The 23,102-nt window shown below is 68.7% G+C and carries 25 protein-coding genes; 8 read left to right on the top strand and 17 right to left on the bottom strand.

Annotated features, from left to right (window positions below; genetic code table 11):
* Positions 1-5: 5 nt before the first annotated feature.
* The 5 genes from AAID08_RS18500 to AAID08_RS18480 form a co-directional block, all read right to left on the bottom strand.
* On the bottom strand, positions 6-929 hold the full coding sequence (locus AAID08_RS18500; protein ID WP_395756745.1) for an ABC transporter permease: 924 nt from the start codon (positions 927-929) through the stop codon (positions 6-8).
* A 190-nt stretch (positions 930-1,119) separates the two neighbouring features.
* A complete protein-coding gene (locus AAID08_RS18495) occupies positions 1,120-2,652 on the bottom strand; it encodes an ABC transporter substrate-binding protein (RefSeq protein WP_020928525.1) in 1,533 nt (510 codons plus the stop codon).
* Between the two features lie 54 nt (positions 2,653-2,706).
* Positions 2,707-4,560: a dipeptide ABC transporter ATP-binding protein gene (locus tag AAID08_RS18490; RefSeq protein ID WP_395756744.1), complete on the bottom strand. Its 1,854-nt coding sequence runs from the start codon at positions 4,558-4,560 to the stop codon at positions 2,707-2,709.
* Positions 4,561-4,569: 9 nt separating this feature from the next.
* Positions 4,570-5,082, bottom strand: coding sequence for a winged helix DNA-binding protein (locus tag AAID08_RS18485; RefSeq protein ID WP_054415947.1), 513 nt, complete (start codon positions 5,080-5,082; stop codon positions 4,570-4,572).
* A gap of 172 nt (positions 5,083-5,254) precedes the next feature.
* Complete coding sequence (locus AAID08_RS18480; protein WP_116791767.1) at positions 5,255-5,743, bottom strand: Lrp/AsnC family transcriptional regulator; 489 nt, start codon at positions 5,741-5,743, stop codon at positions 5,255-5,257.
* A gap of 122 nt (positions 5,744-5,865) precedes the next feature.
* Between AAID08_RS18480 and AAID08_RS18475 the strand changes: the two genes are divergently transcribed.
* A complete protein-coding gene (locus AAID08_RS18475) occupies positions 5,866-7,341 on the top strand; it encodes an aminotransferase class V-fold PLP-dependent enzyme (protein ID WP_068981138.1) in 1,476 nt (491 codons plus the stop codon).
* Positions 7,342-7,395: 54 nt separating this feature from the next.
* Here AAID08_RS18475 and AAID08_RS18470 read toward each other — a convergent pair whose 3' ends face one another.
* A complete protein-coding gene (locus AAID08_RS18470) occupies positions 7,396-7,761 on the bottom strand; it encodes a hypothetical protein (protein WP_175190021.1) in 366 nt (121 codons plus the stop codon).
* Positions 7,762-8,081: 320 nt separating this feature from the next.
* On the opposite strand from AAID08_RS18470, the gene fmdA reads away from it, so the two are divergent.
* Both fmdA and AAID08_RS18460 read left to right on the top strand, forming a co-directional pair.
* Complete coding sequence (gene fmdA / locus AAID08_RS18465) at positions 8,082-9,311, top strand: formamidase (protein WP_395756743.1); 1,230 nt, start codon at positions 8,082-8,084, stop codon at positions 9,309-9,311.
* A gap of 24 nt (positions 9,312-9,335) precedes the next feature.
* The gene (locus AAID08_RS18460) at positions 9,336-9,668 is read left to right on the top strand and encodes a zinc ribbon domain-containing protein (protein WP_116791763.1); all 333 of its coding nucleotides are present in this window, start codon (positions 9,336-9,338) and stop codon (positions 9,666-9,668) included.
* A gap of 46 nt (positions 9,669-9,714) precedes the next feature.
* Here the strand turns inward: AAID08_RS18460 and AAID08_RS18455 are convergent, their stop codons facing one another.
* The 11 genes from AAID08_RS18455 to AAID08_RS18405 form a co-directional block, all read right to left on the bottom strand.
* Entirely contained in the window at positions 9,715-10,461 is a 747-nt protein-coding gene (locus tag AAID08_RS18455; RefSeq protein WP_395756742.1) for an ABC transporter substrate-binding protein, read from the bottom strand.
* A 153-nt stretch (positions 10,462-10,614) separates the two neighbouring features.
* Positions 10,615-11,034 (bottom strand): copper resistance protein NlpE, encoded by a 420-nt coding sequence (locus tag AAID08_RS18450; protein ID WP_054415938.1) that lies wholly within the window; start codon positions 11,032-11,034, stop codon positions 10,615-10,617.
* Between the two features lie 133 nt (positions 11,035-11,167).
* A complete protein-coding gene (locus AAID08_RS18445; RefSeq protein ID WP_395756741.1) occupies positions 11,168-12,085 on the bottom strand; it encodes an SMP-30/gluconolactonase/LRE family protein in 918 nt (305 codons plus the stop codon).
* 16 nt (positions 12,086-12,101) lie between these two features.
* The gene (locus AAID08_RS18440) at positions 12,102-13,100 is read right to left on the bottom strand and encodes a tripartite tricarboxylate transporter substrate binding protein (RefSeq protein WP_054502022.1); all 999 of its coding nucleotides are present in this window, start codon (positions 13,098-13,100) and stop codon (positions 12,102-12,104) included.
* A gap of 59 nt (positions 13,101-13,159) precedes the next feature.
* Positions 13,160-14,110 carry a tripartite tricarboxylate transporter substrate binding protein gene (locus AAID08_RS18435; protein ID WP_175166709.1) on the bottom strand — a complete coding sequence of 317 codons (951 nt, stop codon included), beginning with the start codon at positions 14,108-14,110 and terminating at the stop codon, positions 13,160-13,162.
* Between the two features lie 70 nt (positions 14,111-14,180).
* Positions 14,181-15,251, bottom strand: coding sequence for a cyclase family protein (locus AAID08_RS18430; protein WP_054502024.1), 1,071 nt, complete (start codon positions 15,249-15,251; stop codon positions 14,181-14,183).
* Positions 15,252-15,262: 11 nt separating this feature from the next.
* Entirely contained in the window at positions 15,263-16,210 is a 948-nt protein-coding gene (locus AAID08_RS18425; protein ID WP_395756740.1) for an NAD(P)-dependent oxidoreductase, read from the bottom strand.
* A complete protein-coding gene (locus AAID08_RS18420) occupies positions 16,207-16,890 on the bottom strand; it encodes an RraA family protein (RefSeq protein WP_020928512.1) in 684 nt (227 codons plus the stop codon). The genes AAID08_RS18425 and AAID08_RS18420 overlap by 4 nt, the downstream gene beginning before the upstream one ends.
* Before the next feature lie 39 nt (positions 16,891-16,929).
* Positions 16,930-17,925, bottom strand: coding sequence for a tripartite tricarboxylate transporter substrate binding protein (locus AAID08_RS18415; RefSeq protein ID WP_343719379.1), 996 nt, complete (start codon positions 17,923-17,925; stop codon positions 16,930-16,932).
* 26 nt (positions 17,926-17,951) lie between these two features.
* Complete coding sequence (locus AAID08_RS18410; RefSeq protein ID WP_116791756.1) at positions 17,952-18,818, bottom strand: amidohydrolase family protein; 867 nt, start codon at positions 18,816-18,818, stop codon at positions 17,952-17,954.
* A gap of 7 nt (positions 18,819-18,825) precedes the next feature.
* Positions 18,826-19,794, bottom strand: a complete 969-nt coding sequence (locus AAID08_RS18405) for a tripartite tricarboxylate transporter substrate binding protein (protein WP_020928509.1) — start codon at positions 19,792-19,794, stop codon at positions 18,826-18,828.
* An 84-nt stretch (positions 19,795-19,878) separates the two neighbouring features.
* Between AAID08_RS18405 and AAID08_RS18400 the strand changes: the two genes are divergently transcribed.
* The 5 genes from AAID08_RS18400 to AAID08_RS18380 all read left to right on the top strand — a co-directional run bounded on the left by AAID08_RS18400 (position 19,879) and on the right by AAID08_RS18380 (position 23,064).
* Positions 19,879-20,628, top strand: a complete 750-nt coding sequence (locus AAID08_RS18400; protein WP_395756739.1) for an IclR family transcriptional regulator — start codon at positions 19,879-19,881, stop codon at positions 20,626-20,628.
* A 156-nt stretch (positions 20,629-20,784) separates the two neighbouring features.
* Positions 20,785-21,180, top strand: coding sequence for a GFA family protein (locus tag AAID08_RS18395; protein ID WP_395756738.1), 396 nt, complete (start codon positions 20,785-20,787; stop codon positions 21,178-21,180).
* Between the two features lie 90 nt (positions 21,181-21,270).
* A complete protein-coding gene (locus AAID08_RS18390; RefSeq protein ID WP_020928506.1) occupies positions 21,271-21,744 on the top strand; it encodes an OsmC family protein in 474 nt (157 codons plus the stop codon).
* Between the two features lie 22 nt (positions 21,745-21,766).
* The gene (locus AAID08_RS18385) at positions 21,767-22,414 is read left to right on the top strand and encodes a glutathione S-transferase family protein (RefSeq protein ID WP_395757831.1); all 648 of its coding nucleotides are present in this window, start codon (positions 21,767-21,769) and stop codon (positions 22,412-22,414) included.
* Between the two features lie 74 nt (positions 22,415-22,488).
* Complete coding sequence (locus AAID08_RS18380) at positions 22,489-23,064, top strand: GNAT family N-acetyltransferase (protein WP_064527790.1); 576 nt, start codon at positions 22,489-22,491, stop codon at positions 23,062-23,064.
* The last annotated feature ends 38 nt before the right edge of the window (positions 23,065-23,102 follow it).

Genomic DNA, 23,102 nt, shown 5'->3' with positions numbered 1-23,102 from the left:
GGGGCTCACCGCGTGCGGATACGGGGATCGACGATGCCGTAGGCGATGTCGACAATCAGGTTGACCAGGACGATGACGGCGGCCAGCACGGTGACCGTGCCTTGCAGCACCGGGTAGTCGCGGCCGGAGATGGCGTCGAACGCCAGCGTGCCCAGGCCGGGCCAGTTGAACACCATCTCGATGACGACGATGCCGCCGATCAGGCCGCCGAACTGCAGCCCCAGGTAGGTGATGAGGGGAATGGCGCAGTTGCGCAGCGCGTGCTTGTACAGCACGATGCGCTCTTTCAGGCCCTTGCTGCGCGCCACCATGATGTACTGGGCCGACAGCGTCTCCAGCATGGTGGTGCGCACCAGGCGGATGTTGGTGGCCGACAGGATGATGGCCATGGTCAGCGACGGCAGCACCAGGCTGGCCGGACCGCTCCAGCCCGACGGCGGCAGCAGCGGGAAGGTGATCGACAGCAGCAGCACCAGCATCAGCGCCAGCCAGAAGTTGGGGAACGACAGTCCCACCAGCGACAGGATGCGGATCGCCTGGTCGGTGGGCTTGCCGCGCTTGATGGCGGCCTGGATGCCCAGCGGCAGCGAAATCAGGATCGAGGCGATCAGCGACGTGAACGCCAGCATCAGCGTGGCCGGCAGCGCGCCGCCGATCAGCTTGGCGACCGAGGTGCCGCCCATGAAGCTGCGGCCGAAGTCGCCGTGCAGCAGCCCCTGCATGTAGCTCAGGTATTGCTCGTGGAACGGCCGGTTCAGGCCCAGCGCCTGGCGGATGTTGGCCAGGTCCTGCTCGGTGACGCTGCCCGAGCCCTGGCTGAGCATCAGCGCGGGGTCGCCGGTCAGGCGCACGGCATAGGAGACGAGCAGCGTCACGGCCACGATCACGAAGACCGCCTGCAACACGCGTTTAATCAGAAATCCGGTCATGAGGCTCCGCCAGGGCTTTCGCCCCGGCGAATCAGTAGGGTTAATGCGTCAAATACTTCAAGTGCCACACAGACATCACGACGCCCAATCAGGCATCGCCCCCCCCTAGCGGGATGCCGGGGAGCCGGCTTTGCCGGTCCCCTGGCATGCCCCCTCGAGGGGGAAGCGCGCAGCGCTTCGGGGGTGGGCTCTATTCGACGGTCGTGTCGACGAACCGGAAGCGGATGTCGCCCGGCACTTCCAGGTTCTTCACGCGCTTGTTCACGCCGACGATGGTGTTCAGGCTGTACAGCGGCAGTTCCAGCGCTTGGTCGGCCACGTAGCCGGCGATCTCCTGCAGCATGGCTTCGCGCTTCTTCACGTCATAGACGGTGCGCTGCGCTTCCAGCATGGCGTTCAGCTTGGGATCGTTGTCGTACGGATTCCACTTCTGGCCCGAGTGGTACATCAGGTAGGCCGTGTTGTCGTAGTCGTAGGTCCAGCCGCCCCACTGGTTCTGCCACATCTCGCCGGTCTTGCCGCCGGGGATGATGTCGTTGAGCAGCACGCCGGTCTCATACGGCTTGATGGTGGCGCGCACGCCCACCGCCTGCAGATAGCCCGACACCGCCTGGGCCACTTCGCGGAAGTTCGAATCGCTGCCGCGCACGTCGATCTGCACCGTCGCGCCCGGCTTGATGCCGGCGCCGGCCAGCAGCTTCTTGGCTTCGGCGGGGTTGAAGGGCAGGGGCTTCTGCTCGGGGTTGTAGCCGAACGACTGCGGACCCTGGAAGCTGGCGATGGTCTTGGCCTGGCCCAGCAGCAACTGCTTGACGATGGTGTCGCGGTCCACCGCCATGATCAGCGCGCGGCGCACGTCGCGGTTCTGGGTGATGCCGTTCTTGGTGTTGTAGCGCAGCGCGAAGGCCACCGGGCCGCCGGTCGAGATGACGTCGGCGTTGCCGGACTTCTTGACCGTCTCGATCAGGCCCAGCGGGATCAGCGTGGCGATGTCCACGCGCCCGGCCTGCAGTTCGGCGACCTGGGTGCCGGGTTCGCTGATGAAGCGGTAGACCACCTTGTCCAGCTTGGGCTTGCCGCCCCAGTAGTCGTCATTGCGCGCCAGGGTCACGTTGACCTTGGGCTGGTAGCTTTCGAACTTGAACGGGCCGGTGCCGACCGGGTGGGTGTTGAAGTTCTCCTCGCCCTTTTCCTGGATGTACTTGGGCGGCACGATCATGGCGCCGTAGCCGGCCAGCTTGGTCAGCAGCACGGGGTCGGGCTGCTTGAGGATGAAGTCGACGGTGTACTCGTCCACCACCTTGACCTCGCCGATCGAGTCGTAGTTCGACTTCTGCGGGCCCTTGGCGCCTTCCGCGCCCAGCAGGCGCTCGAACGTGAACTTGACGGCCTCGGCGTTGAACGGCTCGCCGTTGTGGAACTTGACGCCCTGGCGCAGCGTGAAGCGCAGGCGCTTGTTGTCGTCCAGGTATTCCCACTTGGTGGCCAGGCCCGGCTGCAGCTTCAGGTCGGCGCCGCGCATGGTCAGCCCGTCGTACAGGTTGCTGCCGACCGAACCCCAAAAGGTCACGAAGGTGTCGATCGGATCCCAACTGCCCGGATCCTGGTTGATGGCGACGTTGAGCGTGCCGGCGGCCTGGGCGGTCGACAGGACCGCGGGCAGCGCGCCGCCCAGCGCCAGGGCCAGGGCGGTGGCGGTGAAGGTTTTGCGTAGGGAGAGCATGTTCAACTCCAGGGACGGGAAATCGGCCGGGCCGACGTGTAGAAAACGGAAGGTTCAGGCGGCGCGGGCCACGCGGTGGCCGGGCGCGAATTCAACCAGGGGAATGATCGCCGGCTCGTCGCCCACGCGCCGCACCGGGCTGGGAATCTCGCCCTCGATCAGCGAGGTGTCGATGTGCCGGCCGGGCTCGGCCACCGGCACGGCGGCCAGCAGCTTGCGGGTGTAGGCGTGCTGCGGCGATTCGAAGATCTGGCGGCGCGTGCCCAGCTCGACGATCTGGCCCAGGTACAGCACCGCCACGCGGTGGCTGACCTTCTCCACCACCGCCATGTCGTGGGTGATGAACAGGTACGACAGGCCGCGGTCTTTCTGCAGATCCATCAGCAGGTTCAGGATCTGCGCCTGGATCGACACGTCCAGCGCCGACACCGATTCGTCGGCGATGATCAGCTTGGGGTCGCTGGCCAGGGCGCGCGCGATGCAGACGCGCTGGCGCTGGCCGCCCGAGAACTCGTGCGGATAGCGGCGCGCGTGCTCGGGTTTCAGGCCCACCTGTTCCAGCAGCTCGCCGACGCGGCGCGCGATGGCGGCCTCGTCGGTCAGCAGGCGGTGGGTGCGGATCGGCTCGGCGATGCTGAAGGCCACGGTCTTGCGCGGGTCCAGCGAGGCATACGGATCCTGGAAGATGTACTGGATCTCCTGGCGCAGGCGCTGGCGGCCGGCGGCGTCCATCGAGAAGATGTCCTGGCCGTTGTAGCGCACCGCGCCCGAGGTCGGCGCCACCAATTGCTGCAGGGTCTTGCCGATGGTCGACTTGCCGCTGCCCGATTCGCCCACCAGCGCCAGCGTCTCGCCGGGGTAGACGTCGAAACTCACTTCCTCGACCGCGTGCACGCGGTGGGTGACGCGGCCGAACAGATTGTGGCCGACGTCAAAGCGCGTGGTCAGTTTTTCGACGCGCAGCACCGGCTCGTCGTAGCGGGCCGTGTCCTGCTCGCGGGTCTCGCCCACTTCGCGCAGCGTGTCGCCTTCCAGCACCGTCTGCGGCGTGCGCAGCGGCAGGTCGCGGCCGGTCAGGCTGCCCAGGCGCGGCACGGCGGCCAGCAGGGCGCGGGTATAGGGATGCTTGGGGGCGCGGAAGATTTCTTCCACCGGGCCCTGCTCGACCTTCCTGCCGCGCAGCATCACCACCACGTCGTCGGCCATCTCGGCCACCACGCCCATGTCGTGCGTGATGAAGATCACGGCGGTGCCCAGGTCGCGCTGCAGTTCGCGGATGGTGTTCAGGATCTGCGCCTGGATGGTCACGTCCAGCGCGGTGGTCGGTTCGTCGGCGATCAGCAGGCGCGGCTGGCACGACAGCGCCATCGCGATCATCACGCGCTGGCGCATGCCGCCCGACAACTGGTGCGGGTAGCGGTCCAGCAGTTGTTCGGCGTCCGGCAGGCGCACCTTTTCCAGCAGCGCGCGCGCCGCCTTGCGGGCGGCCGAGCGCGACAACTGCTGATGCAGCATGATGGCCTCGATGATCTGGTCGCCGATGGTGAACACCGGGTTCAGCGAGGTCATCGGCTCCTGAAAGATCATGGCAATGTCGTTGCCGCGGATCGCGCGCATCTGCTCGTCGGACGCGGCGGTCAGGTCGACCTCGCGGTCGGCGCCGTCGCGGAACAGGATCTTGCCGGTGGCGATGCGGCCGTTGTTGTAGTCCGTCAGCCGCATGATGGCCATGGACGTCACCGACTTGCCCGAGCCGGACTCGCCGACGATGGCCAGCGTCTTGCCCGGCCGCACGTCGAAGTCCAGGTTCTCGACGGCGCGGAACACGCCGTTTTCGGTATTGAAATCCACCGAGACGCCGCGCACGGAGAGCAGCGGCTGGGCGGAGGAGGCGGGAAGGCTAGACAACGTGGATTCTCACAGCGAGGTGGCGGCGCGGGCGGCCTGGTCGTACAGGCCCGACAGGGCGCGCAGGGTATTGGCCAACTGGTGGCTGGCATCGTCCGCGGCGGGGGAGTCGATGAAGGGTTTCACCAGGCATTGCTCGCGCACTTCGGCGTAGCGCTGGATCGCGGCGGCGCCGGCATCGGTGGTGGTGTAGATCACTTCCTTGCCGGTCTTGGCGCTTTGCACCACGCCCAGCCGCTCCAGCTTCTTGAGCGAATAGTTCACCAGGTGGGTGTCTTCGACATTGAGCGTGAAGCAGATGTCCGCCAGTTTCTTGCCGCGGCCGCGATGGAACACGTGGTTCAGCACCAGGATGTCCAGCGAGGTCAGCTCGGGCAGCCCGGCACAGGCCATGCAGCGGACCATCCAGCGATTGAAGGCGTGCGAGGCGATGATCAGGCCGAACTCCACCTCGGACAGCTCCGGGGCGGACGAGGCGAGATGGGAGGAGGAAACAATGGCGTCCCGGACGGAAACAGGCATGGGAGGCAGATGGGGACGGATCGACAACAAAACGTTGGCGAATTATTGACGATTTGTGGATATGCAGGCATCCGGGATAACCCGTGGATATAAGCGGTCCCCGGGGTTCATGACCGCAAGTTATTCCCGCGGCGGCGTCGTGGCCGCCGTCGCGATCTGACGCGAAGCCTCGCTATGCCGCGCCCGCCGATTCCTGCAACAGCCCCAGGTCGGGCGGGCGGTTCTCGATGATGGCTTCCATGCTGAAAAAGCCCGTCACGGTGGACAGTTCGAAGTCGGTGATGAGCTTCTGGTAGAAGCGGTCGTACCCGGCGATGCCGCGGCAGACCACCTGGATCAGGTAGTCCCAGTCGCCGCCGATGCGGTAGAAACCGGTCACTTCGGGCAGGCGTTCCACGTGCTTGCGAAAGCCGTCGGCCCATTCCTTGGCGTGATGGCTGGTGCGGATCATGACGAACACCGTCAGGTCCAGCCCGAGTTCGGCCAGGTTCACCTCGGCGCGGGTGCCGCGGATGATGCCGCAGGCGTTCAGCCGCTGCAGTCGGCGCCAGCAGGCGTTCTGCGACAGGCCGACCCGGTCGGCCAGCTCGCGCTGCGACAGCGAGCCCTCGCGTTGCAGGCAGGAAATAATATTCAGATCAAACTTGTCAATTTTTTCCATGAATTCGATCAAATGATCTGTTTTCAGCGATTTTAAGGAAAATTTAGGTGAGGTTTCAAAATTCCTTCCATCGTATGATATTTCGATAATTTTCCTGCCAGCCGTTTCATCGAATCCGCACCATGTCTACCCAAGCGACCCCGGCCGCCACAGGGCCGTTGCGCCAGTTCCAGCAATCCCTGCAATCCCCCGACATCATCGCCAGCCTGGCCGACGGCCTGATCGGCAAGGACGCCGTCATCGAAGGCCCCTTTGGCCTCAAGCCGCTGGTCTACGCCGACTACGTCGCCTCGGGCCGCGCGCTCATGCAGGTCGAGCGCTTCGTCCTGGAACACGTGCTGCCGTACTACGCCAACTCGCATACCGAGGCCTCCTTCTGCGGCGGCTTCATCACGCGCCTGCGGCGCGAGGCGCGCGCCGTGGTCGGCCGCTGCTGCGGCGCGGGCGACGAGCACGCCGTGATCTTCTCCGGCTCGGGCGCCACCATGGGCATCAACCGCCTGGTGCACCTGTTCGGCGTGCCGGCCGCCCTGGCGGCGGGCCGCAAGGTGCGGGTCGTCATCGGCCCCTACGAGCATCATTCCAACATCCTGCCGTGGCGTGAATGCGGCGCCGACATCGTCGTGCTGGCGGAAAGCCCGCAGGGCGGCCCGGACCTGGGCGAACTCGACGCCGCGCTGCGGGCGCCGGACGGCACGCTGGTCATCTGCGCGCTGTCGGCCGCCTCCAACGTCACCGGCATCGTCGCCGACGTCGAGGCAATCACCCGCCGCGTGAAGCGCGCCGGCGCCCGGATGATCTGGGACTACGCCGGCGGCGCGCCGTACCTGGACATCCGCATGACGCCCGCGGCCGATGCGCCGATCGACGCCATCGTGTTCTCGCCGCACAAGTTCATCGGCGGGCCCGGCGCGTCCGGCATCCTGATCGTGCGTCGCGACGCGGTCGTGCCGACCACGCCCACCTTCCCGGGCGGGGGCACCGTCAAGTTCGTCTCGCCCAGCCACCACGACTACAGCGCCAGCCTGGAAGCGCGCGAAGAGGCGGGCACCCCCAACGTGGTCGGCGACATCCGCGCCGCGCTGGTGCTGCTGGTCAAGGAAGCGCTGGGCGCCGATCTGATGGCGCGGCGCAACGCCGCCTTCGTGCGGCGCGCGCTGGCCCGCTGGCAGGGCGATCCCCGCCTGGAACTGCTGGGCTCGTTGACCGCCCCGCGTCTGCCGATCTTCTCCTTCCGCGTGCGCGACGGCCAGGGCGGCTACGTGCACCAGCAACTGGTCACGCGCATGCTGAGCGACCGCTTCGGCATCCAGGCCCGCGGCGGCTGCGCCTGCGCCGGGCCTTACGTGCACAACCTGCTGGAGATCGACGAGGCCGAATCGGCGCGCATGCGCCAGGCCATCCTCGATGGCCGCGAAATCGAAAAGCCGGGCTTTGTCCGCCTGAATTTCAGCGTGCTGCTGTCCGAGGCCAAGGCCGACTTCATCCTCGATTCGGTGCTGGCGCTGGCCGCCGATGCGACCGAGTTCGAAGACCGCTACGACTTCGATCCCGCTCGCGCCATCTTCTTCCCGCGGCCCGCCTCGGCGGTGGCCTGACGCGGCTGGCGGCCACGCATCGCGGGGGCCCGGCCCCGCTGCGCGGCCGTCCCTTCATTCCTTCATGTAGGGGCCGCAGGTATTGATCCACGCGGTCTTGAGCGCGGCCAGGTCGTCGGGCCGGTCCTTCATTGCGCGCACGGTCTTGTCGGGAAATTCCCCGCCGTCGCGCACGCATTGCTCATAGTCATCGACCAGCTCGAACTCCATGTCCAGCAGGTCCAGCCGACCCTGGCACAGCGGCGCGTTCAGCTCCTGCCAGTTGGCGGTCTCGCGTCCCTTCTGCACGTTCACCGCTTCCTGGTAGCGGGCGGCGCTGGCGTCGAACCGCGCCACGCATTCCTTGGCCGCGTGAGCGGCGCCCGGCGGCAGGACACAGGCGAGCAGGAGCAGGATGGGCAGGGGGCGGATCGGGATCATGGATGGGGGCTTCCGGCGCGGCGGGGCCGCGAAATGCAATGGGCGGATCATAACTGCCGGACGAGTCGTCACTCGCGCCGTATTCTTTTTTCCTGTTTCCCGCTAGTGGGAAACGCGCGTGTCAGCGAGTTCGCCAGCGGCGGGCGCGCACCCTGCGCGGCCGCATGCTGCATGGAAAACCAGTATGGCAATCAATGCAAACGCGTCTACCATCGTTCACACGTCAAGGAATCGAAGATCCAATCCCCACATGCGAAATTGGACGCGCCTTCCAGCTTAAGTTCTGTTTTATCAACACGTTGCGTTGGAGATGAAAGAGAATGACCGATACCCTCATTCAGGTCGACCTGACCCAGTCCCCCTACGAGAACAAGCAGATCCACAACCGCTGGCATCCGGATATCCCGATGGCCGTCTGGGTCAAGCCCGGCGATGATTTCATCCTGGAGACCTACGACTGGACCGGCGGCGCCATCAAGAACGACGACAGCGCCGACGACGTGCGCGACGTCGACCTGTCCACCGTGCATTTCCTGTCCGGCCCCGTCGGCGTCGAAGGCGCCGAGCCCGGCGACCTGCTGGTGGTGGACCTGCTGGACATCGGCGCCAAGCCCGACAGCCTGTGGGGCTTCAATGGCTTTTTCAGCAAGAACAACGGCGGCGGCTTTCTCACCGACCATTTCCCCCATGCGCAGAAATCCATCTGGGATTTCCACGGCATGTTCACCTCGTCGCGCCACATCCCGGGCGTCAGCTTCGCCGGCCTGATCCATCCCGGCCTGATCGGCTGCCTGCCCGACAAGAAGCTGCTGGACACCTGGAACCAGCGCGAGCAGGCGCTGATCGACACCAACCCGAACCGCGTGCCGCCGCTGGCCAATCCGCCCGCGCCCAAGACGGCGCACATGGGCGCGCTGCAAGGGGCCGAGCGCGAGCGCGCGGCGGCCGAGGGCGCGCGCACCGTGCCCCCGCGCGAGCATGGCGGCAATTGCGACATCAAGGACCTGTCGCGCGGCGCGCGGGTGTTCTTCCCGGTCTACGTCAAGGGCGGCGGCCTGTCGGTGGGCGACCTGCATTTCTCGCAGGGCGACGGCGAGATCACCTTCTGCGGCGCCATCGAGATGGCCGGCCGGGTGCACATGCGCGTCACGCTGATCAAGGGCGGCATGGACAAGTACGCCATCCGCAACCCGATCTTCAAGCCCAGCCCGATCACGCCGGCCTACAAGGACTTCCTTATCTTCGAGGGCATCTCGGTGGACGAGGGCGGCAAGCAGCACTACCTGGACGTGAACGTGGCCTACCGCCAGGCCTGCCTGAACGCCATCGAATACCTGAAGAAGTTCGGCTATTCGGGCGCGCAGGCGTACTCGATCCTGGGCACGGCGCCGGTGCAGGGGCACATCAGCGGGGTGGTGGACATTCCCAACTCCTGCGCCACGCTGTGGCTGCCGACCGAGATCTTCGATTTCGACATCCAGCCCTCGGCCTCCGGTCCGGTCAAGCACATCAAGGGCGGCGTCGACATGCCCTTGTCGCGCGACCGCTGAAGCGCCCGCGCCAAGGAGACCGACATGCCCATGTATGACTACGCTTGTGCCGACTGCGGCGAGTTCGCGGCGCTGCGGCCGCTGGCGCAATGGCGCGATCCAGCCGATTGTCCGCGCTGCGGCGCGGCGTCGAACCGCATCGTTGGCGGCGCGCCCGCGATCTCGGCGCTGTCGTCGGCCGTCAACCGCGCCCATGCCGCCAACGAACGCAGCGCCAACGAGCCGCGCAGCTCGCGTTCGGGACACGGCATGAATTGCGGTTGTTGCGCGGGCGGACGCAAGTCCGGCAGGACCCGCGCCACGGCCGACGGCGCCAAGTCCTTCGCCGGCGCGCGGCCCTGGATGATCAGCCACTGACGCCGGCTGCGCGCAATCAAGCGAGGCGGCCGCCTCGCTTTTTTTCTTACTGCGGCGCGGCTTCCAGCGGCGCCACGGCGGCACCCTGGATATTGTGGCGCGCCAGCGCCTCGGCCACGAAACCGCTTTTCTTCATGGCTTCGACAAAGGCGGCCAGGTAGGCGCTGGCCTTGGCGCCACGGCTCTTGGGCACGCCCATGGCCTGGCGGATCAGCATGAAGTGGCCGTCCAGCAGGCGCAGGCCGCCCAGGCGCTGCGCATCGGCTTGCAGTTGCTGTTTGACGCCGGCGGCCACTTCCATGTTTTCCTTGACGAAGGTGTCGACCACCGCGGGCGAGGTGGGCGCGCGGAACAGCTCGGCGTGCTTGATTTCACGCGTCAGGTACAGATCATAGGCGCTGCCCTTGCCGACCACCACGCGCTGGCCGGCGCGGTCCACCTCTTCCATGCGGGTGATGTGCGAATCGTCGCGCACCAGGTAAGCGCCCTCGATCACCACATAGGGCGCGGTGAAGGCGATCTGCTCGCCGCGCAGCGGATCGATCGCGAAAAAGCCCACGTCGGCCTGCTCGGCGGCGACCGCGTTGACCGATTCGCCGGCGGACTTGAACACCACCAGTTCCAGCTTCACATCCAGCCGGTGCGCCAGCTCGGTGGCCAGGTCGACCGACACGCCGCCGGGCGCGCCGGTGTCGGGATGGCTGTTGGCCAGGATCGGGTTGCCCAGGTTGATGGAGGCGCGCAGCGTGCCCGTCGGGGCAAACGCGTCGAGCAGTTCGTGATCGGTCTTCATGGATCTTCCTTCCTCTAGGGACGCCGCCGGTGTCGCGGCGGCGCGGCATGTGCAGCCCAGAGAATAGCCGCAAGCGAGGCGCTTGCGTGCCGCTGGCGGCGCCGACGGCAGGGCGCGGGGCCCGCCGCCGGCGCGCGGCCGATGACGCCGCGCTTATTGCGCGCGGCGCAGCACGTAGTGCGGCGCCAGCGGACCGGTGGGGCGGGTGCCGTCGCGGTACAGCATGATCACCTGGTTCTCGGCGACGAAGTAGCGCTGGCTGTCGCCGGAGGCGTCCAGCCGGATGGTGCTGCCGTCGGATTCCCAACTGAAGGTGCCGGCCACCGCTTCAGGCTGCGGCTGGCGATCCAGGTATTGCGTGGTGCGCTCGTAGCGGCCGTCCTTCATCAGCGTCAGGCGGGTGCGGATGCCGGGGCAGTCGGCGCAGGGCAGGGTGCCCTCGTAGCTGCCGGGCCAGTCCAGCGAGTCGCGCGCCGTGTGGTTGTCCACGGGCACGGCGGCCGTGTGTCGGGAAGGGGCGCAGCCGGCAAGCAGGGCGACTGTCAGGGTGCAGGTCAAGGTGGTTTTCATCATGGCGAGCTCCTGTGTTGCGGTGCGCCCACGATACGGACGCACGCCCATCCTTGCTGAAACGGGATGTAAAGGCAAGCGCGGCGGGCCCGCCGCGCAGGCCCGGGATCCCGCCGGGCCCGGGACCCGGAGCGCGTCAGCGCGGGGCCACGGCCAGCAGGCCCGGATGGGGCGCGCGCGCGGTCAGGATGGTGCCCGTCACCGACTCGGTGCAGAACAGCGTGCGGCCATCCTCGCCGCCAAAGGCCAGGTTGGTGGTCGACATGCCCTTGGGGCTGCGCCAGACGATCAGCGGTTCGGCGCGAGGGTTGAGCAGCCACACGTAGCCCAGCCCCGGATTGCAGACCAGCAGGTTGCCTTCGCGATCCACCGCCAGGCCGTCCGGGCCGCTGGGGCCGTACGAGGTGAAGAACTGGCTCACCTTGCTGACGCTGCCGTCCGCCATCAGCGGCACGCGCCAGACGCAGTTGCCGCGCGTCACCGCCAGGTACAGTACCTTGCCATCCGGCGACAGCGCCACGCCATTGGGGCTGGGGATGTTGTCGAGCAGGCAGTCGAGCTGGCCGCCGGGACGCAAGCGGTACAGTCGGCCGCTGGGATCGTGCAGGCCGCTCTGGCCCTGGTCGGTGAAGTAGATATTGCCCTGCGCATCGAAGGTCAGGTCGTTCACGCCCTTGAAGCGCTCGCTGTTGCGCCGGGCCAGGTAGGGCGTGACCTGGCCGCTGGCCACGTCCAGGACCATCAGGCCATTCTTGTAGTCCGTGATCAGCAGCCGGTCGTCGTCCAGGAACTTCATGCCGTTCGGTTCGCCGTCGTATTCGGTCACCAGGGTCCACTGGCGGTCGGACCCGATGCGGAACACCCGGCCCCAGGGGATGTCGGTGACGTACAGATTGCCGTGGCGGTCGAACACCGGGCCTTCCAGGAACGAATCGACCGGCGCCCCGGCGCGGTTGGCGTCGGCCCAGTCGCTGCGCTGGAGGCGGCGGAAAGCGTCGGGCATGGCGCTCCATGCTTCGAAGGGCGCCACCTCGGGCGGTTGCAGGAAAAACATGGCGTCTCCTCGGTGTCTATTTGGCGTCGTAGCCGATGCTGCGCGCGACGTTGCCCCACATCACGTTGCTGTCGGCCAGGATGCGGCCGAATTCCGCCGCGTCGGCGGCGCGCGGCTCGGCGCCCATCTTGGTGGCGAAGGTCTGCATTTCCTCCGACGCCATGGCCTTGGCGACCTCGCGTTGCAGGCGTTCGGTGACTTCCGGCGGCGTGCCTTTGGGCGCCCACAGGCCGGTCCAGTTGACCACGCCGAAATCCTTCACGCCAGCCTGCGCGAATGTCGGCACGTCGGGAAGCACCGCCAGCCGCTTGGCGCCGCTCACGGCCAGCAGGCGCAACTGCCCGCCCTGCGCCGGCCCCATCAGGCCGGTGGTCGAGGCGAACTGGAAGTCGATCACCTTGCCCAGCACCGCCTGCGTGGCTTCGGCGGCGCCCTTGAACGGCACGTGCATGAATTTCACGCCCGTCGCCCGCGCCAGCCCTTCGGCGGCGAAGTGCGGCGTGGTGCCGGCGCCGCCCGAGCCGTACGTCACCGAGTCGGGCTTGGCGCGCGCCCGCGCCACCAGGTCGTCGAGCGTGCGATACGGGCTGTCGGCCGCCACCGCCAGCGCCATGGGCGCGAAGATGAAGGCCGTGACCGGCTGCAGGTCCGCCGCCGGATCGAAGGGCAGTTTCTTGAAGATGTGCGGCAGCAGCGAATAGGTGGTGTCGTTGGCCACCAGCGTGTAGCCATCGGCCGGCGCGCGGGCCACCTGGCTGACGCCGATGGTGCCGGTCGCGCCGGGCTTGTTCTCCACCACGAAACTCTGGCCGGTCTGCGTCGACAGCATCTGCGCGACCTTGCGCGTGGCCACGTCGACCGCGCCGCCCGGGCCGTAGGGCACCACGATCCGCACCGGGCGGCTGGGCCAGGCGTCCGCGGCATGGGCAACGCCGCCCGCCAGGAGTGTCGCGGCGGCCGCGACGAGCAGCGCGGTGCGCTGGGGGGAGAAGCGGGTGCGATTACGGTGATTCATTTGTCGTCCTCTGTTTTTATGCGGGAATGTCATTCGGCCTTGAGTCCTCGCAGGCCGCGTCACTCCTTGTGGATGCCGGCATCGGCCAGGATACGGGCCGAACGTTCCATCTGGTCGTCGATGAAGGCGCGGAATTCGGTGGCGGTCGAGCCCACCGGCTGCGCGCCGAGTTCCTGCAGGCTGTGGCGCAGCGCCGGGTCCTGCAGCGTGGCGCGCAGCGCCTGCTCGATGCGCGCGGCCACCTCGGGCGGCACGCCGGCCGGCGCCAGCACGCCGTTCCACTCGTACACCGAATACTGCGGCACGCCGCTCTCCGCGACGGTGGGCAGGTCGGGCAGCGCCGCGATGCGCTCGGGCGATGTGACCGCCAGCGCGCGCAGCTTGCCGCTCTTGACCAGCGGGTAGGACGCCGCCATGTTGCTGAACATCATATCGATCTGGCCGCCCATCAGGTCGGTCAGCGCCGGCGCGCCGCCCTTGTAGGGGACGTGGGTGAGTTCCAGCTTGTTGCCCTGCGCGTACCAGGCGGCGGCGATGTGTTGCGCGGTGCCCTGGCCGGGCGTGCCGAACGTCAGGTGGCCCTTGCGCGCGGCGGCCGTGAGGTCCTCGATGCGCTGGTAGGGCGACTGCGCCGGCACCACCAGGAGGTTGGGCGTCAGGCTGATCAGCGAGATCGGCAGGAAATCCCGCCGGCTGTCGTAGCTGAGTTTCTTGTAGAGCGAGGGATTGATGGCGAACGCCGTGGCGTCGTAGAGCAGCGTGTAGCCGTCGGCGGCGGCGTGCGCCACGCTGGCCGCGCCGATGGTGCCGCTGGCGCCGGGCTTGTTCTCGACCACCACGGTCTGGCCCAGGCGCGCGCCCAGCTTCTGGGCAACCAGGCGGGCCTGGGCATCGGCGGCGCCGCCGGCGGAATAGGGCACTACCAGCTTGAGCGCGCGGTCGGGGTAGTCGGCGGCGGCCACGCTGGCGCAGAACGCAAGCGCCAGGGGCAAAAGGCGGAACAGTTTCACGAGATTGTCTCCTTGTGGAAAGCGCGCCGCCTGTGCCGGCGGCTGCGCCTGGTTGGTTTTTTTCAGCGTTTCAGACCGTGGCGATGGGCGTGGCCGGTGAGCCGGCCGCGCCCGGCAGGCGCAGCGGGGGCGCGGTCAGCAGGAAGCGGTGGCGCCCGTTGGCGCGCAGCCAGCGCGCCAGCGGCGTCAGCCACCACAGTTCACCCAGGTGGATGCCGTTCTTGAACAGGCAGTGCTCGTGCAGCGGCAGGCGCGGGCGTCGCAGCGGCGTGGCCGCGCCCCCCAGGGCCACCGGCCGCACCAGCTCGACGGCGGGGTTGTCGGCGATCAGGCAGGCCAGGCGCGCGTCGACGATCCAGCGCAGCAGGCGCGCATCGTCGCCGTCCAGGCCGCTGCCGGTGGCGTGCAGGTGCGCGACATCGGGCTGGCGGTTCATCGACATCAGCGTGTCGCCGAAGCCGGTGTGCAGGCACACCATGTCGCCCGGCTCGATGGCCACGCCGTCGGCCTCCAGGATGCGCATCAGCGCGTCGTAGCCCACGGCGGCGCGCGTGCGGCCGACATGGGCCTCCAGGTCGATCAGCACGGCGCGGCCCTGCACGCCATGTTCGGCCAGTTGCTCGATGCCGAGCGCCCCGGCGCGGGGGCCGGGAAAGCGGGCCCAGTCGGCCACGGCCTGCGGATCCTCCGCGGCCGCGACGATTTCGGCGCCGGCCCGAAAGCCGTTGTAGAACACCGCCTCGGCCTGCCCGTCGCCATCGGCATCGAACCGGCTGCCCATGTGCGCCAGGCTGTCCCACTGCGTGGAATACTGCGTATTCATCAGCAGCACGTCGTCGCACACCACATCGGTGAGCAGCGGATCCTCCGACGCATAGGACCAGCAAAAGCCCTGGGCGCCCGCGCTCTTGCCATCGCGCAGCGTGGCGTAGCGTTGCGGCGGCAGGCGCCGCGGGTTCAGCGCCATGCCGCCCGGCACGTCCAGCGGCAGCGACAGGCAGAACGTCAGGCCCTCACGGACTTCCGCGATGCCCTGCAGCACCTTGGCGCGGTCCACCAGGTTCATGCGGCCGCGCTGGTCGTCGGGGCCGAATTCGCCCCAGTTGCTGTCCGGCGGCGCGTGCTTCCATCGTTGCGGCATGGCGCGGCTCCTCAGGCGGGGGCGGCCGCGCGGGCCAGCACGTCCAGGGCATTGCGCGCGGCGGCCACGCCCATGTTGACGTAGGCGGCGCTGGTCACCCCGCCGACGTGCGGGCTGAGGAGAATGCGCGGCTCCTGCTGGAAGGGGTGGCCGGCCGTCATGGGCTCGACGGCGAAGCTGTCCAGGCCGGCGGCGCGGACCTGGCCCGAGCGCACCGCCTGCAGCAACGCGTCTTCATCGACCAGGCCGCCGCGCGCGGTGTTGACCAGGACCACGCCGGGCTTGCACTGCGCCAGCGTCGCCGCGTTGACCATGCCGCGGTTTTCGTCGGTCAGGGGGCAATGCAGCGATACCACGTCGGCCTCGCGCCAGATCGCGTCCAGCGGCACGCTGGCGATGTACTCGGGCAGATCGCGCGCGTAGGGATCGAAGCCGATCACGCGCATGTTCATGCCGTGCGCCATGGCGGCCATGCGCCGGCCGATGGCGCCCAGGCCCACCAGGCCGATGGTCTTGCCGTCCAGCTCCAGGCTCTTGTGCGTCGACTTGTCCCAGTGTCCGGCGCGCATGCGCCCATCCAGGCCCACGACCGATTTGGCGCAGGCCAGCAGCAGCGCCAGGGCATGCTCGGCCACGGCGGCGGCGTTCACGCCCACGGCGGCCACGACCTGGATGCCGCGCTGGGCGGCGGCGGCCTTGTCGATGGTGTCGGTGCCGCTGCCGTGCTTGGAAATCACGCGCAACGCGGGCGCGGCGTCCATGGCGGCGGCGCCCACCTTGCTGTAGCGCACGATGATGGCGACCGGGTTGTGCTCGCGGCACAAGGCCACGATTTCCTCTTCGGCGGGTGTCTTGCCGGCAAACACCAGATTGAAATCCTGCAGCAGCGCGATGGCTTCCGGGGCCAGGTCGGCCGCGGTCACGACGATGGCGGCCTTGCCTGTGGTGGTCTTGTTCACAGCGATTCCCCTTCCTTGAGCACGCCGGCGGCGCGCAGCGCCGCCGACAGCCACTTGGCCTCGGTGTCGCCGGCCTGGATCGCGGCGATGCGCGCGGCCTCGTCGCGCACCTTCTTTTCGGCGGCCGGCAGCAGGCCTTCGATTTTCTCGCGTTCGACCACCACCACGCCGTCGGCGTCGCCGATGACGAAGTCGCCCGGGTACACGGTCACGCCGCCGACCGACACGGGATGGCCGATGCGGCCGGGCACGTTCTTGGTGGGGCCGTTCGGGTTGGTGCCGGCGGCGAACACCGGATAGTCCATTTCGATGATCTCGACGCTGTCGCGCGCCGCGCCATCCATCACCACGCCGGCGATGCCGAGCTTGCGGCAGGCGTTCATCATGATGGTGCCCATCAGCGCCGAGCTGAGGTCGCCCTTGCCGTCGATCACCAGCACGTCGCCCGGCTTGGCCAGGGAAATCGCGGCGTGGATCATGAGGTTGTCACCGGGGCGCACCTCCACCGTCAGCGCCGTGCCGGCCAGCTTCATGCCCGGATGCAGCGGGCGGATGCGGCCGCTGAGCGCGCCGCGGCGGCCGGCCACGTCGGCCAGGATGGCCGGTTGCAGTGCCGCCGCGCGGCGCACGATGTCGGCGCCGACGCGCGGGAAGTCCTTGATGATGTCCTGGTTTGCCATGAGTGTTCCTGTGAAGAAGGAGAAAGTCGGGAGGGCGGGTCAGGCCGGCTTGATGCCGGCATCGCGGATGACCTTGCCCCATTTGTCGAAGTCCGCCCTGCGGATGGTGTCCAGGGCCTGCGGCGTGCCGCCGGCCAGCGTGATGCCGAGCTGCTCGGCCAGCGTCGTGAGCGCCGGGCTCTGCAAGGCGCGTCCGATCCCGGCGTTGAGTCGGGCGATGACGGGCGCGGGCGTGGCGGCGGGGGCGAACACGGCCTGCCATTGCTCCACCACGAAATCGCTGAAGCCGGCCTCGGCCATGGTTGGCACCTGCGGCAAGGCCGGCAGACGCTGCGCCGACGTGGCGGCGAGCGCGCGCAGCGCGCCGGTCTGCACGTGCGGCAACGCGGCCGCCGCGGGAATGAAGGCGAATTGCACCTGCCCGGCCAGCGTGTCCTGCAGCGCGGGCGTGTCGCCCTTGTAGGGCACGTGCAGGAACCGCGCGCCGCTCTTTTGCTGCAGCAGTTCGCCCTGCATGTGCAGGATCGTGCCCGTGCCGCCCGAGGCATACGCCAGGCTTTGCGGCGCCTTTTTCGCGGCCGTGATCAGGTCGGCGACCGTGTGGAATGGCTGGTCCTTGCCCACCACCAGGAGATGGGGAATGGTGCCGATCATGATGACGGGGGCAAAGTCCTCCACCGGGTCATAGGTCAGCTTGCCGAGCACGTGCGGCGCGATCGCCTGGGGCCCGATCGAGGTGCCCAGCAGCGTCAGGCCGTCCGGCTCGGCGCGCGCCACGCGGGCCGCGCCAATGGTGCCGGTGGCGCCGGGACGGTTGTCGACGATCACGCGCGTGGCCAGCAGCGCATCCAGTTGCTGCGCGATGGCGCGGCCCAGCACGTCGGTGCTGCCGCCGGCCGGATAGGGCACCACCCAGGTGATGGTCTTGCCGGCGGGCCAATCCTGCGCGGCGCGCGCGCTGAAGGCCGCGCCCGCCGCCACGGCCGCGCCAAGCGCGAGGAAGCGCCGGCGCGAGAGCGAATAAGAGGTCTGCATGGGTTGTCTCCGTGTTGTTCTGGTATTCATGCCGCAAAGCCGTACAGGGCCGCCGGGTTGTGCACCAGGACCTGGCGCAGCCGGGCGCTGCCGGCCCAGTCGGCCAGCCGGTCGAGCTGGCGCGCGTCGTCGGGCATGGGCTGCATGCCGGCCGACGCCGAGGCGTGGGGCCAGTCGCTGCCCCAGACGATGCGTTCGGGATTGGCGTCGAGATAGCCGCGGGCCAGCGCATCCAGCGCGGGATCCTCGACGCTGTGGCGCGGGCTGACGAGGTAGCCGCCCGACAGCTTGAGCCAGGCGCGGCCCTGGCCGAGCAGGCGCAGCACCAGGGCATGGGCCGGATGCGCGCCGGCCTGCGCCGGGCTGATGCGGGCCATGTGATCGAACACGACCGGCGCGGGCAGGGCCGACAGCAGATCCTCCAGTTGCGCCAGCCGCTCGGGCGGCATCAGCAACTGCACGTGCCACCCGAGCGGGGCGACCCGCGCCGTCAGCGGCAGCACCTGGTCGATGGTGCTCGTCACCCCCAGCGAAAGGTTGAGCCGGATGCCGCGCACGCCGGCGTCATGCAAGGCTTGCAGTTGCGCATCGCTTTCGCTGCCATCGATCACGGCCACGCCGCGCGCCTGCCCGCCCAGTTGGGCCAACGCATCGAGCATGGCGCGGTTGTCGGCGCCATAGGTGGATGGCGTGACCAGCACCGCGCGCTGGGTGCCAAGGCGGGCCTGGATCGCGCGGTACTGTGCCATGGACGCGTCCGGCGGCAGCAGCCTTGCGCCCTTCACCGCCGGGTAGCGGGCGTCATACGCGTGGATGTGGCAGTCGCACGCCCCGGGCGGGGCGGCGGTGGCCGGCCTGGCGTCGCCGCTGGAGTAGGCGTAAAGGGCAGCCACGGCCGGATCACTCCACCTTCGCGCCCGAGTCCTTGACGATCTTGCCCCAGCGGATGCGGTCGTCGTGGATCAGCTTGGCGAACGCCTCCGGGGTGTCGGTAAGCACGCGCGCGCCCTGTTCCTGGTACTTGACGCGCAGCTCCGGCGTCTGGAGCGCCTTGTTGAACTCGGCATTCAGGCGCTGCACGATGTCCTTGGGCGTGCCGGCCGGCGCGGCCAGGCCGAACCAGGTCACGGCCTCGAAGCCGGGGAAACCGCGCTCGGCGATGGTGGGCACGTCGGGCATGTCGGGCACGCGCTGCGCCGAGGTCACCGCCAGCGCCCGCATCTTGCCGTTGCGCACGTGGCCGATGAGCGTCGGCACGGAAGACAAGTACATGTCGATCTGTCCGCCGATGAGATCGTTGGACGCCTGCGCCGCGCCCTTGTAGGGGATGTGCGTGAGCTGGATGCCCGCCGCGTTCTGCAATTGCACCGCCGCCAGGTGGGCCACCGTGCCGTTGCCGGAGCTGGCGAAGTTCAAGGCCCCCGGCTTGGCCTTGGCCGCCGCGATCATGTCCTCGAAGGTCTTGAGCGGCGAGTTGGCCGGCACCACGATCACCAGCGGCGCGTCGGCCACCAGGCCGATGGCGGTGAGGTCCTTCTCGGGGTCGTAGGGCAGCTTGGCGTACAGCGTCGGGTTGATCGCCAGGTTGCTGGTCTGGCCCAGCACCAGGGAATACCCGTCCGGCGCCGACTTGGCGACGGCGTCCACGCCGATGTTGCCGCCCGAGCCGGGGCGGTTTTCGGTGACGATGTTCCAGCCGGTGTTGCCAGCCACCTTGATCGCCGCTTCGCGGGCCAGCACGTCGGTGCCGCCCCCGGGCGGGAACGGCACGATCAGCCGGATGGGTTTGTCAGGGTAGCCCTGGGCGGCGCCCAGGCTGGTCATGCACATCAGGGCCAGGCCCGACAGCAAGCGTGCGAACGGCTTCATGTTTTGTCTCCGATATTTGTTTTTGATGGAAGGAATTGTCGGAGGATGTTCCGTCCAATACAATACGAGTTCATACAGCGGAACATGTTTCATATGACGAACGATGACCTGCCTTCGGAATCCCCCCACGCGCCGAGCGAAGAGGGCGTCGTGGCCGTGCGCCGCGCGATGCGCATCCTTGAAGCCTTTGGCGTGGAGGATCCGCATCTGTCGCTGGCGGAACTGAGCCGGCGCACCGGCTGCCATCGCTCCACCGTGCTGCGGCTGGCGCGCACCCTGGCCATGGACGACTACCTGGCGCAGCGGCCCGACGGCACCTGGCGCCTGGCGCGCGCCACCGGCTGGCTGGGCGCGTGTTACCAGGCCACCTTCAACATCGTCGAGGTGGTCCAGCCGATCCTGCGCGAGCTGTCGGCGGCGACCGGCGAAAGCGCGACGTTCTACGTGCGCGAAGGCAAGCAGCGCATCTGCATGGCGCGGGTCGAAGGCCCCAGGTCGATCCGGCACCACGTGCGCGTGGGCGCGGCCCTGCCGCTGGAGCTGGGCAGCCCCGGCCGCGTGCTGCTCGCCTTCTCCGGCGAACCGGGCGAACCCTATGAGTCGGTGCGCCGCGCCGGCTACATGGTGTCGCTGGGCGAACGCGATCCCGAGGTCTCCAGCATCTCCGCGCCGGTCTATGGCATCAATTGGGCGCTGCAGGGGGCGGTGTGCATCTCGGGGCCGATTTCGCGCCTGGGCGAAAGCGTGCTGCATGAACTGAAGGAGCCGATCCTCGCCGCGGCCAGTCGCCTGTCGCGCTCGCTGATGGGCGCGCGGCAAGGGCAGGGCGCCTGACGCGGCTGCGGCGGCCGGCCAGGCCTTGCGCCGTGGCCGCGCATGTCCGCCGCCGCCCGCCATCCTGGCCGTATCGGCGCGGCGCGCCATTCAGGCCCGCGTTACGCTCATCGGCAGGCCCGCGGCATCGTGCCGCGGGCGCGAAGGAGCCTCATCATGCAAGGAAGCTGTCTGTGCGGCGCCGTGGCCTACGAGGCGGACCGCCTGGCCGGGCCCATCGTCCATTGCCATTGCGTCACCTGCCGCAAGGCGCATGCGGCCGCGTTCGCCTCGACCGCGCGGGTGGCGCGCGAGGATTTCCGCTGGACCCGCGGCGCGGAAGCGCTGGGCGCTTATGAATCGTCGCCCGGCAAGATCCGCCATTTCTGCACCCGCTGCGGCGCGCACCTGATGGCGCACTGGGTGGCGCAGCCGCAGGTGATCCTGCGCGTGGCGACGCTGGACGACGATCCCGGCGCGCGGCCGCTCGCGCACATCCACACCGCCCACGACGTGCCGTGGCTCGATCATGGGCCGGGCGTTCCGGCCTATCCGGAAACCGTGCCGGGATAGCGCGCGTCGCCGTCCCGTTTCCGACGCGTGGCGCATGCGCTACGCTAGCGATCTTTGCGCGCCGGCGTGGCGCGCCGCAAGGAAGCCGCAATGAAAGGCGAACACCATTACGACGTCGGCGTGACCTGGACCGGCAATACCGGCAAGGGCACCGCCAGTTACACCGCATATGCCCGCGACCACGTGATCCAGTCGCCGGGCAAGCCCGATATCGCCGGTTCGGCCGATCCCGCGTTCCGCGGCGACCCGGCGCGCTGGAATCCCGAGGACCTGTTGGTGGCCTCGCTGTCGGCCTGCCACAAGCTCTGGTATCTGCACCTGTGCGCGGTCGAGAACATCATCGTCACGGCTTACCGCGACGACGCCCACGGCGTCATGCGCGAAGACCCCGAGCGCGGCGGCGCCTTCGCCTCGGTCACGCTGCGGCCCGAGGTCACCATCGCCGCGGGCGGCGATGCCGGACTGGCCGAAGCGCTGCACGCCCGCGCCCATCATTTCTGCTATATCGCCAATTCGGTGAACTTCCCGGTGCTGTGCGAGCCGCGCATCGTCGTGGCCGGCTGACACGGGAGGACAGGCCATGACCCTGCCGACGATCTGGGGCCGGCGCAGTTCGTTCAACGTGCAGAAAGTGCTTTGGCTGGCGGGCGAACTGGGCCTGGCCTACGAACACATTCCCGCCGGCGGACAATTCGGCCTGCTCGATACGCCGGATTTCCTGCGCATGAACCCGCATGGCCGGGTGCCGCTGCTGCGCGATGGCGACACGGTGGTGTGGGAGTCGCACGCGATCCTGCGTTACCTGGCCGCGCGCCATGGCGCCGAGGCCTTCTGGCCGGCCGATCCGGCGCGCCGCGCGCGCGCCGACGGCTGGATGGACTGGGCCCAGACGGCGTTGCAGCCGGCATTCCTGTCGGGCGTGTTCTGGGGCTACTACCGCACCCCCGAGGCGCAGCGCGACCTGCCCGCCATCGCGAGCAGCCTGGCCGCTACCCATGCCTGCCTGCGCCAGCTCGACGCGGTGCTGGCCACGCAACCCTATCTGGGCGGGCAGGCCCTGACGCTGGCCGACATTCCCGCCGCCACCGCGCTCTACCGCTACTACGAGCTGGACATCGCCCGCGAGCCCCTGGCGCACGTGCGGGCCTGGTACGACCGTCTGCGCGAGCGTCCCGCCTATCGCGAGCACATCATGGTGCCTTTCAGCGAATTGAAGGGGCGGCTGGATTTCTGACGGGCGCGGGCCTGTTAATCTGTTCCTGGCCGGCGCGAGCGCACCGGCCCATCCTTTGCCACGTAGCCCTCTTCATGTTCCTGCCTCTTTCCGACTGGCCGCGGCGCGCGCCCGAACTGGGTATCGCCGGTCTGCGCCTGCGCCCGCTGCGCGACACCGACGCGGCCGATTGGCATGCCTACCTGCGCGACGACAACGTAACCCGCCACACCAGTTGGCAACTGGACGGCCCGGATGCGCTGGCGTCGCTGATCCAGGGCTATGCCGACCCCGCCGCCAGCCATTGCGTGCGGCTGGCCATCGTCGAGGCCGACGACCGCCTGATCGGCACCATCGGTTTGAACGAGATCGCGCCGGGCGCGCGCCGCGCCGAAATCGCCTATGACCTGGCGCCTTCGCACTGGCGCCGCGGCATCGCCACGCAGGCCTGCGAAGTCGTATCCACGTGGGCCTTGCAGACGCTGGGCCTGGCGCGGGTGCAGGCCACCGTGCTGGATACCAATACGGCGTCGGCCGGCGTGCTGGAGCGCTGCCGCTTCCACCGCGAAGGGCTGCTGCACCATTACCGGCAGGTGCGCGGCGAGCCTCGCCATTTCTGGATGTACGCGCGCATCTGGCCGCCCCCGCTGGTGGGCGCCGAATGCGGCTAGGCTTGCTTTCCCACGCCGCGCGCCCGGTGGGGCCGGGC

The sequence above is a fragment of the Achromobacter sp. EB05 genome (assembly GCF_044232075.1).
Taxonomy (GTDB): domain Bacteria; phylum Pseudomonadota; class Gammaproteobacteria; order Burkholderiales; family Burkholderiaceae_B; genus Achromobacter; species Achromobacter dolens.
This window is presented reverse-complemented; position numbering and strand designations above follow the sequence as displayed.

Bases quoted from the DNA above. Each gene is read 5' to 3' on its own strand.
- AAID08_RS18500 (WP_395756745.1), bottom strand. From the start codon at position 929: ATGACCGGATTTCTGATTAAACGCGTGTTGCAGGCGGTCTTCGTGATC.
- AAID08_RS18495 (WP_020928525.1), bottom strand. From the start codon at position 2,652: ATGCTCTCCCTACGCAAAACCTTCACCGCCACCGCCCTGGCCCTGGCG.
- AAID08_RS18485 (WP_054415947.1), bottom strand. From the start codon at position 5,082: ATGCCTGTTTCCGTCCGGGACGCCATTGTTTCCTCCTCCCATCTCGCC.
- AAID08_RS18480 (WP_116791767.1), bottom strand. From the start codon at position 5,743: ATGGAAAAAATTGACAAGTTTGATCTGAATATTATTTCCTGCCTGCAA.
- AAID08_RS18475 (WP_068981138.1), top strand. From the start codon at position 5,866: ATGTCTACCCAAGCGACCCCGGCCGCCACAGGGCCGTTGCGCCAGTTC.
- AAID08_RS18470 (WP_175190021.1), bottom strand. From the start codon at position 7,761: ATGATCCCGATCCGCCCCCTGCCCATCCTGCTCCTGCTCGCCTGTGTC.
- fmdA (WP_395756743.1), top strand. From the start codon at position 8,082: ATGACCGATACCCTCATTCAGGTCGACCTGACCCAGTCCCCCTACGAG.
- AAID08_RS18460 (WP_116791763.1), top strand. From the start codon at position 9,336: ATGCCCATGTATGACTACGCTTGTGCCGACTGCGGCGAGTTCGCGGCG.
- AAID08_RS18455 (WP_395756742.1), bottom strand. From the start codon at position 10,461: ATGAAGACCGATCACGAACTGCTCGACGCGTTTGCCCCGACGGGCACG.
- AAID08_RS18450 (WP_054415938.1), bottom strand. From the start codon at position 11,034: ATGATGAAAACCACCTTGACCTGCACCCTGACAGTCGCCCTGCTTGCC.
- AAID08_RS18445 (WP_395756741.1), bottom strand. From the start codon at position 12,085: ATGTTTTTCCTGCAACCGCCCGAGGTGGCGCCCTTCGAAGCATGGAGC.
- AAID08_RS18440 (WP_054502022.1), bottom strand. From the start codon at position 13,100: ATGAATCACCGTAATCGCACCCGCTTCTCCCCCCAGCGCACCGCGCTG.
- AAID08_RS18430 (WP_054502024.1), bottom strand. From the start codon at position 15,251: ATGCCGCAACGATGGAAGCACGCGCCGCCGGACAGCAACTGGGGCGAA.
- AAID08_RS18420 (WP_020928512.1), bottom strand. From the start codon at position 16,890: ATGGCAAACCAGGACATCATCAAGGACTTCCCGCGCGTCGGCGCCGAC.
- AAID08_RS18415 (WP_343719379.1), bottom strand. From the start codon at position 17,925: ATGCAGACCTCTTATTCGCTCTCGCGCCGGCGCTTCCTCGCGCTTGGC.
- AAID08_RS18405 (WP_020928509.1), bottom strand. From the start codon at position 19,794: ATGAAGCCGTTCGCACGCTTGCTGTCGGGCCTGGCCCTGATGTGCATG.
- AAID08_RS18400 (WP_395756739.1), top strand. From the start codon at position 19,879: ATGTTTCATATGACGAACGATGACCTGCCTTCGGAATCCCCCCACGCG.
- AAID08_RS18395 (WP_395756738.1), top strand. From the start codon at position 20,785: ATGCAAGGAAGCTGTCTGTGCGGCGCCGTGGCCTACGAGGCGGACCGC.
- AAID08_RS18390 (WP_020928506.1), top strand. From the start codon at position 21,271: ATGAAAGGCGAACACCATTACGACGTCGGCGTGACCTGGACCGGCAAT.
- AAID08_RS18380 (WP_064527790.1), top strand. From the start codon at position 22,489: ATGTTCCTGCCTCTTTCCGACTGGCCGCGGCGCGCGCCCGAACTGGGT.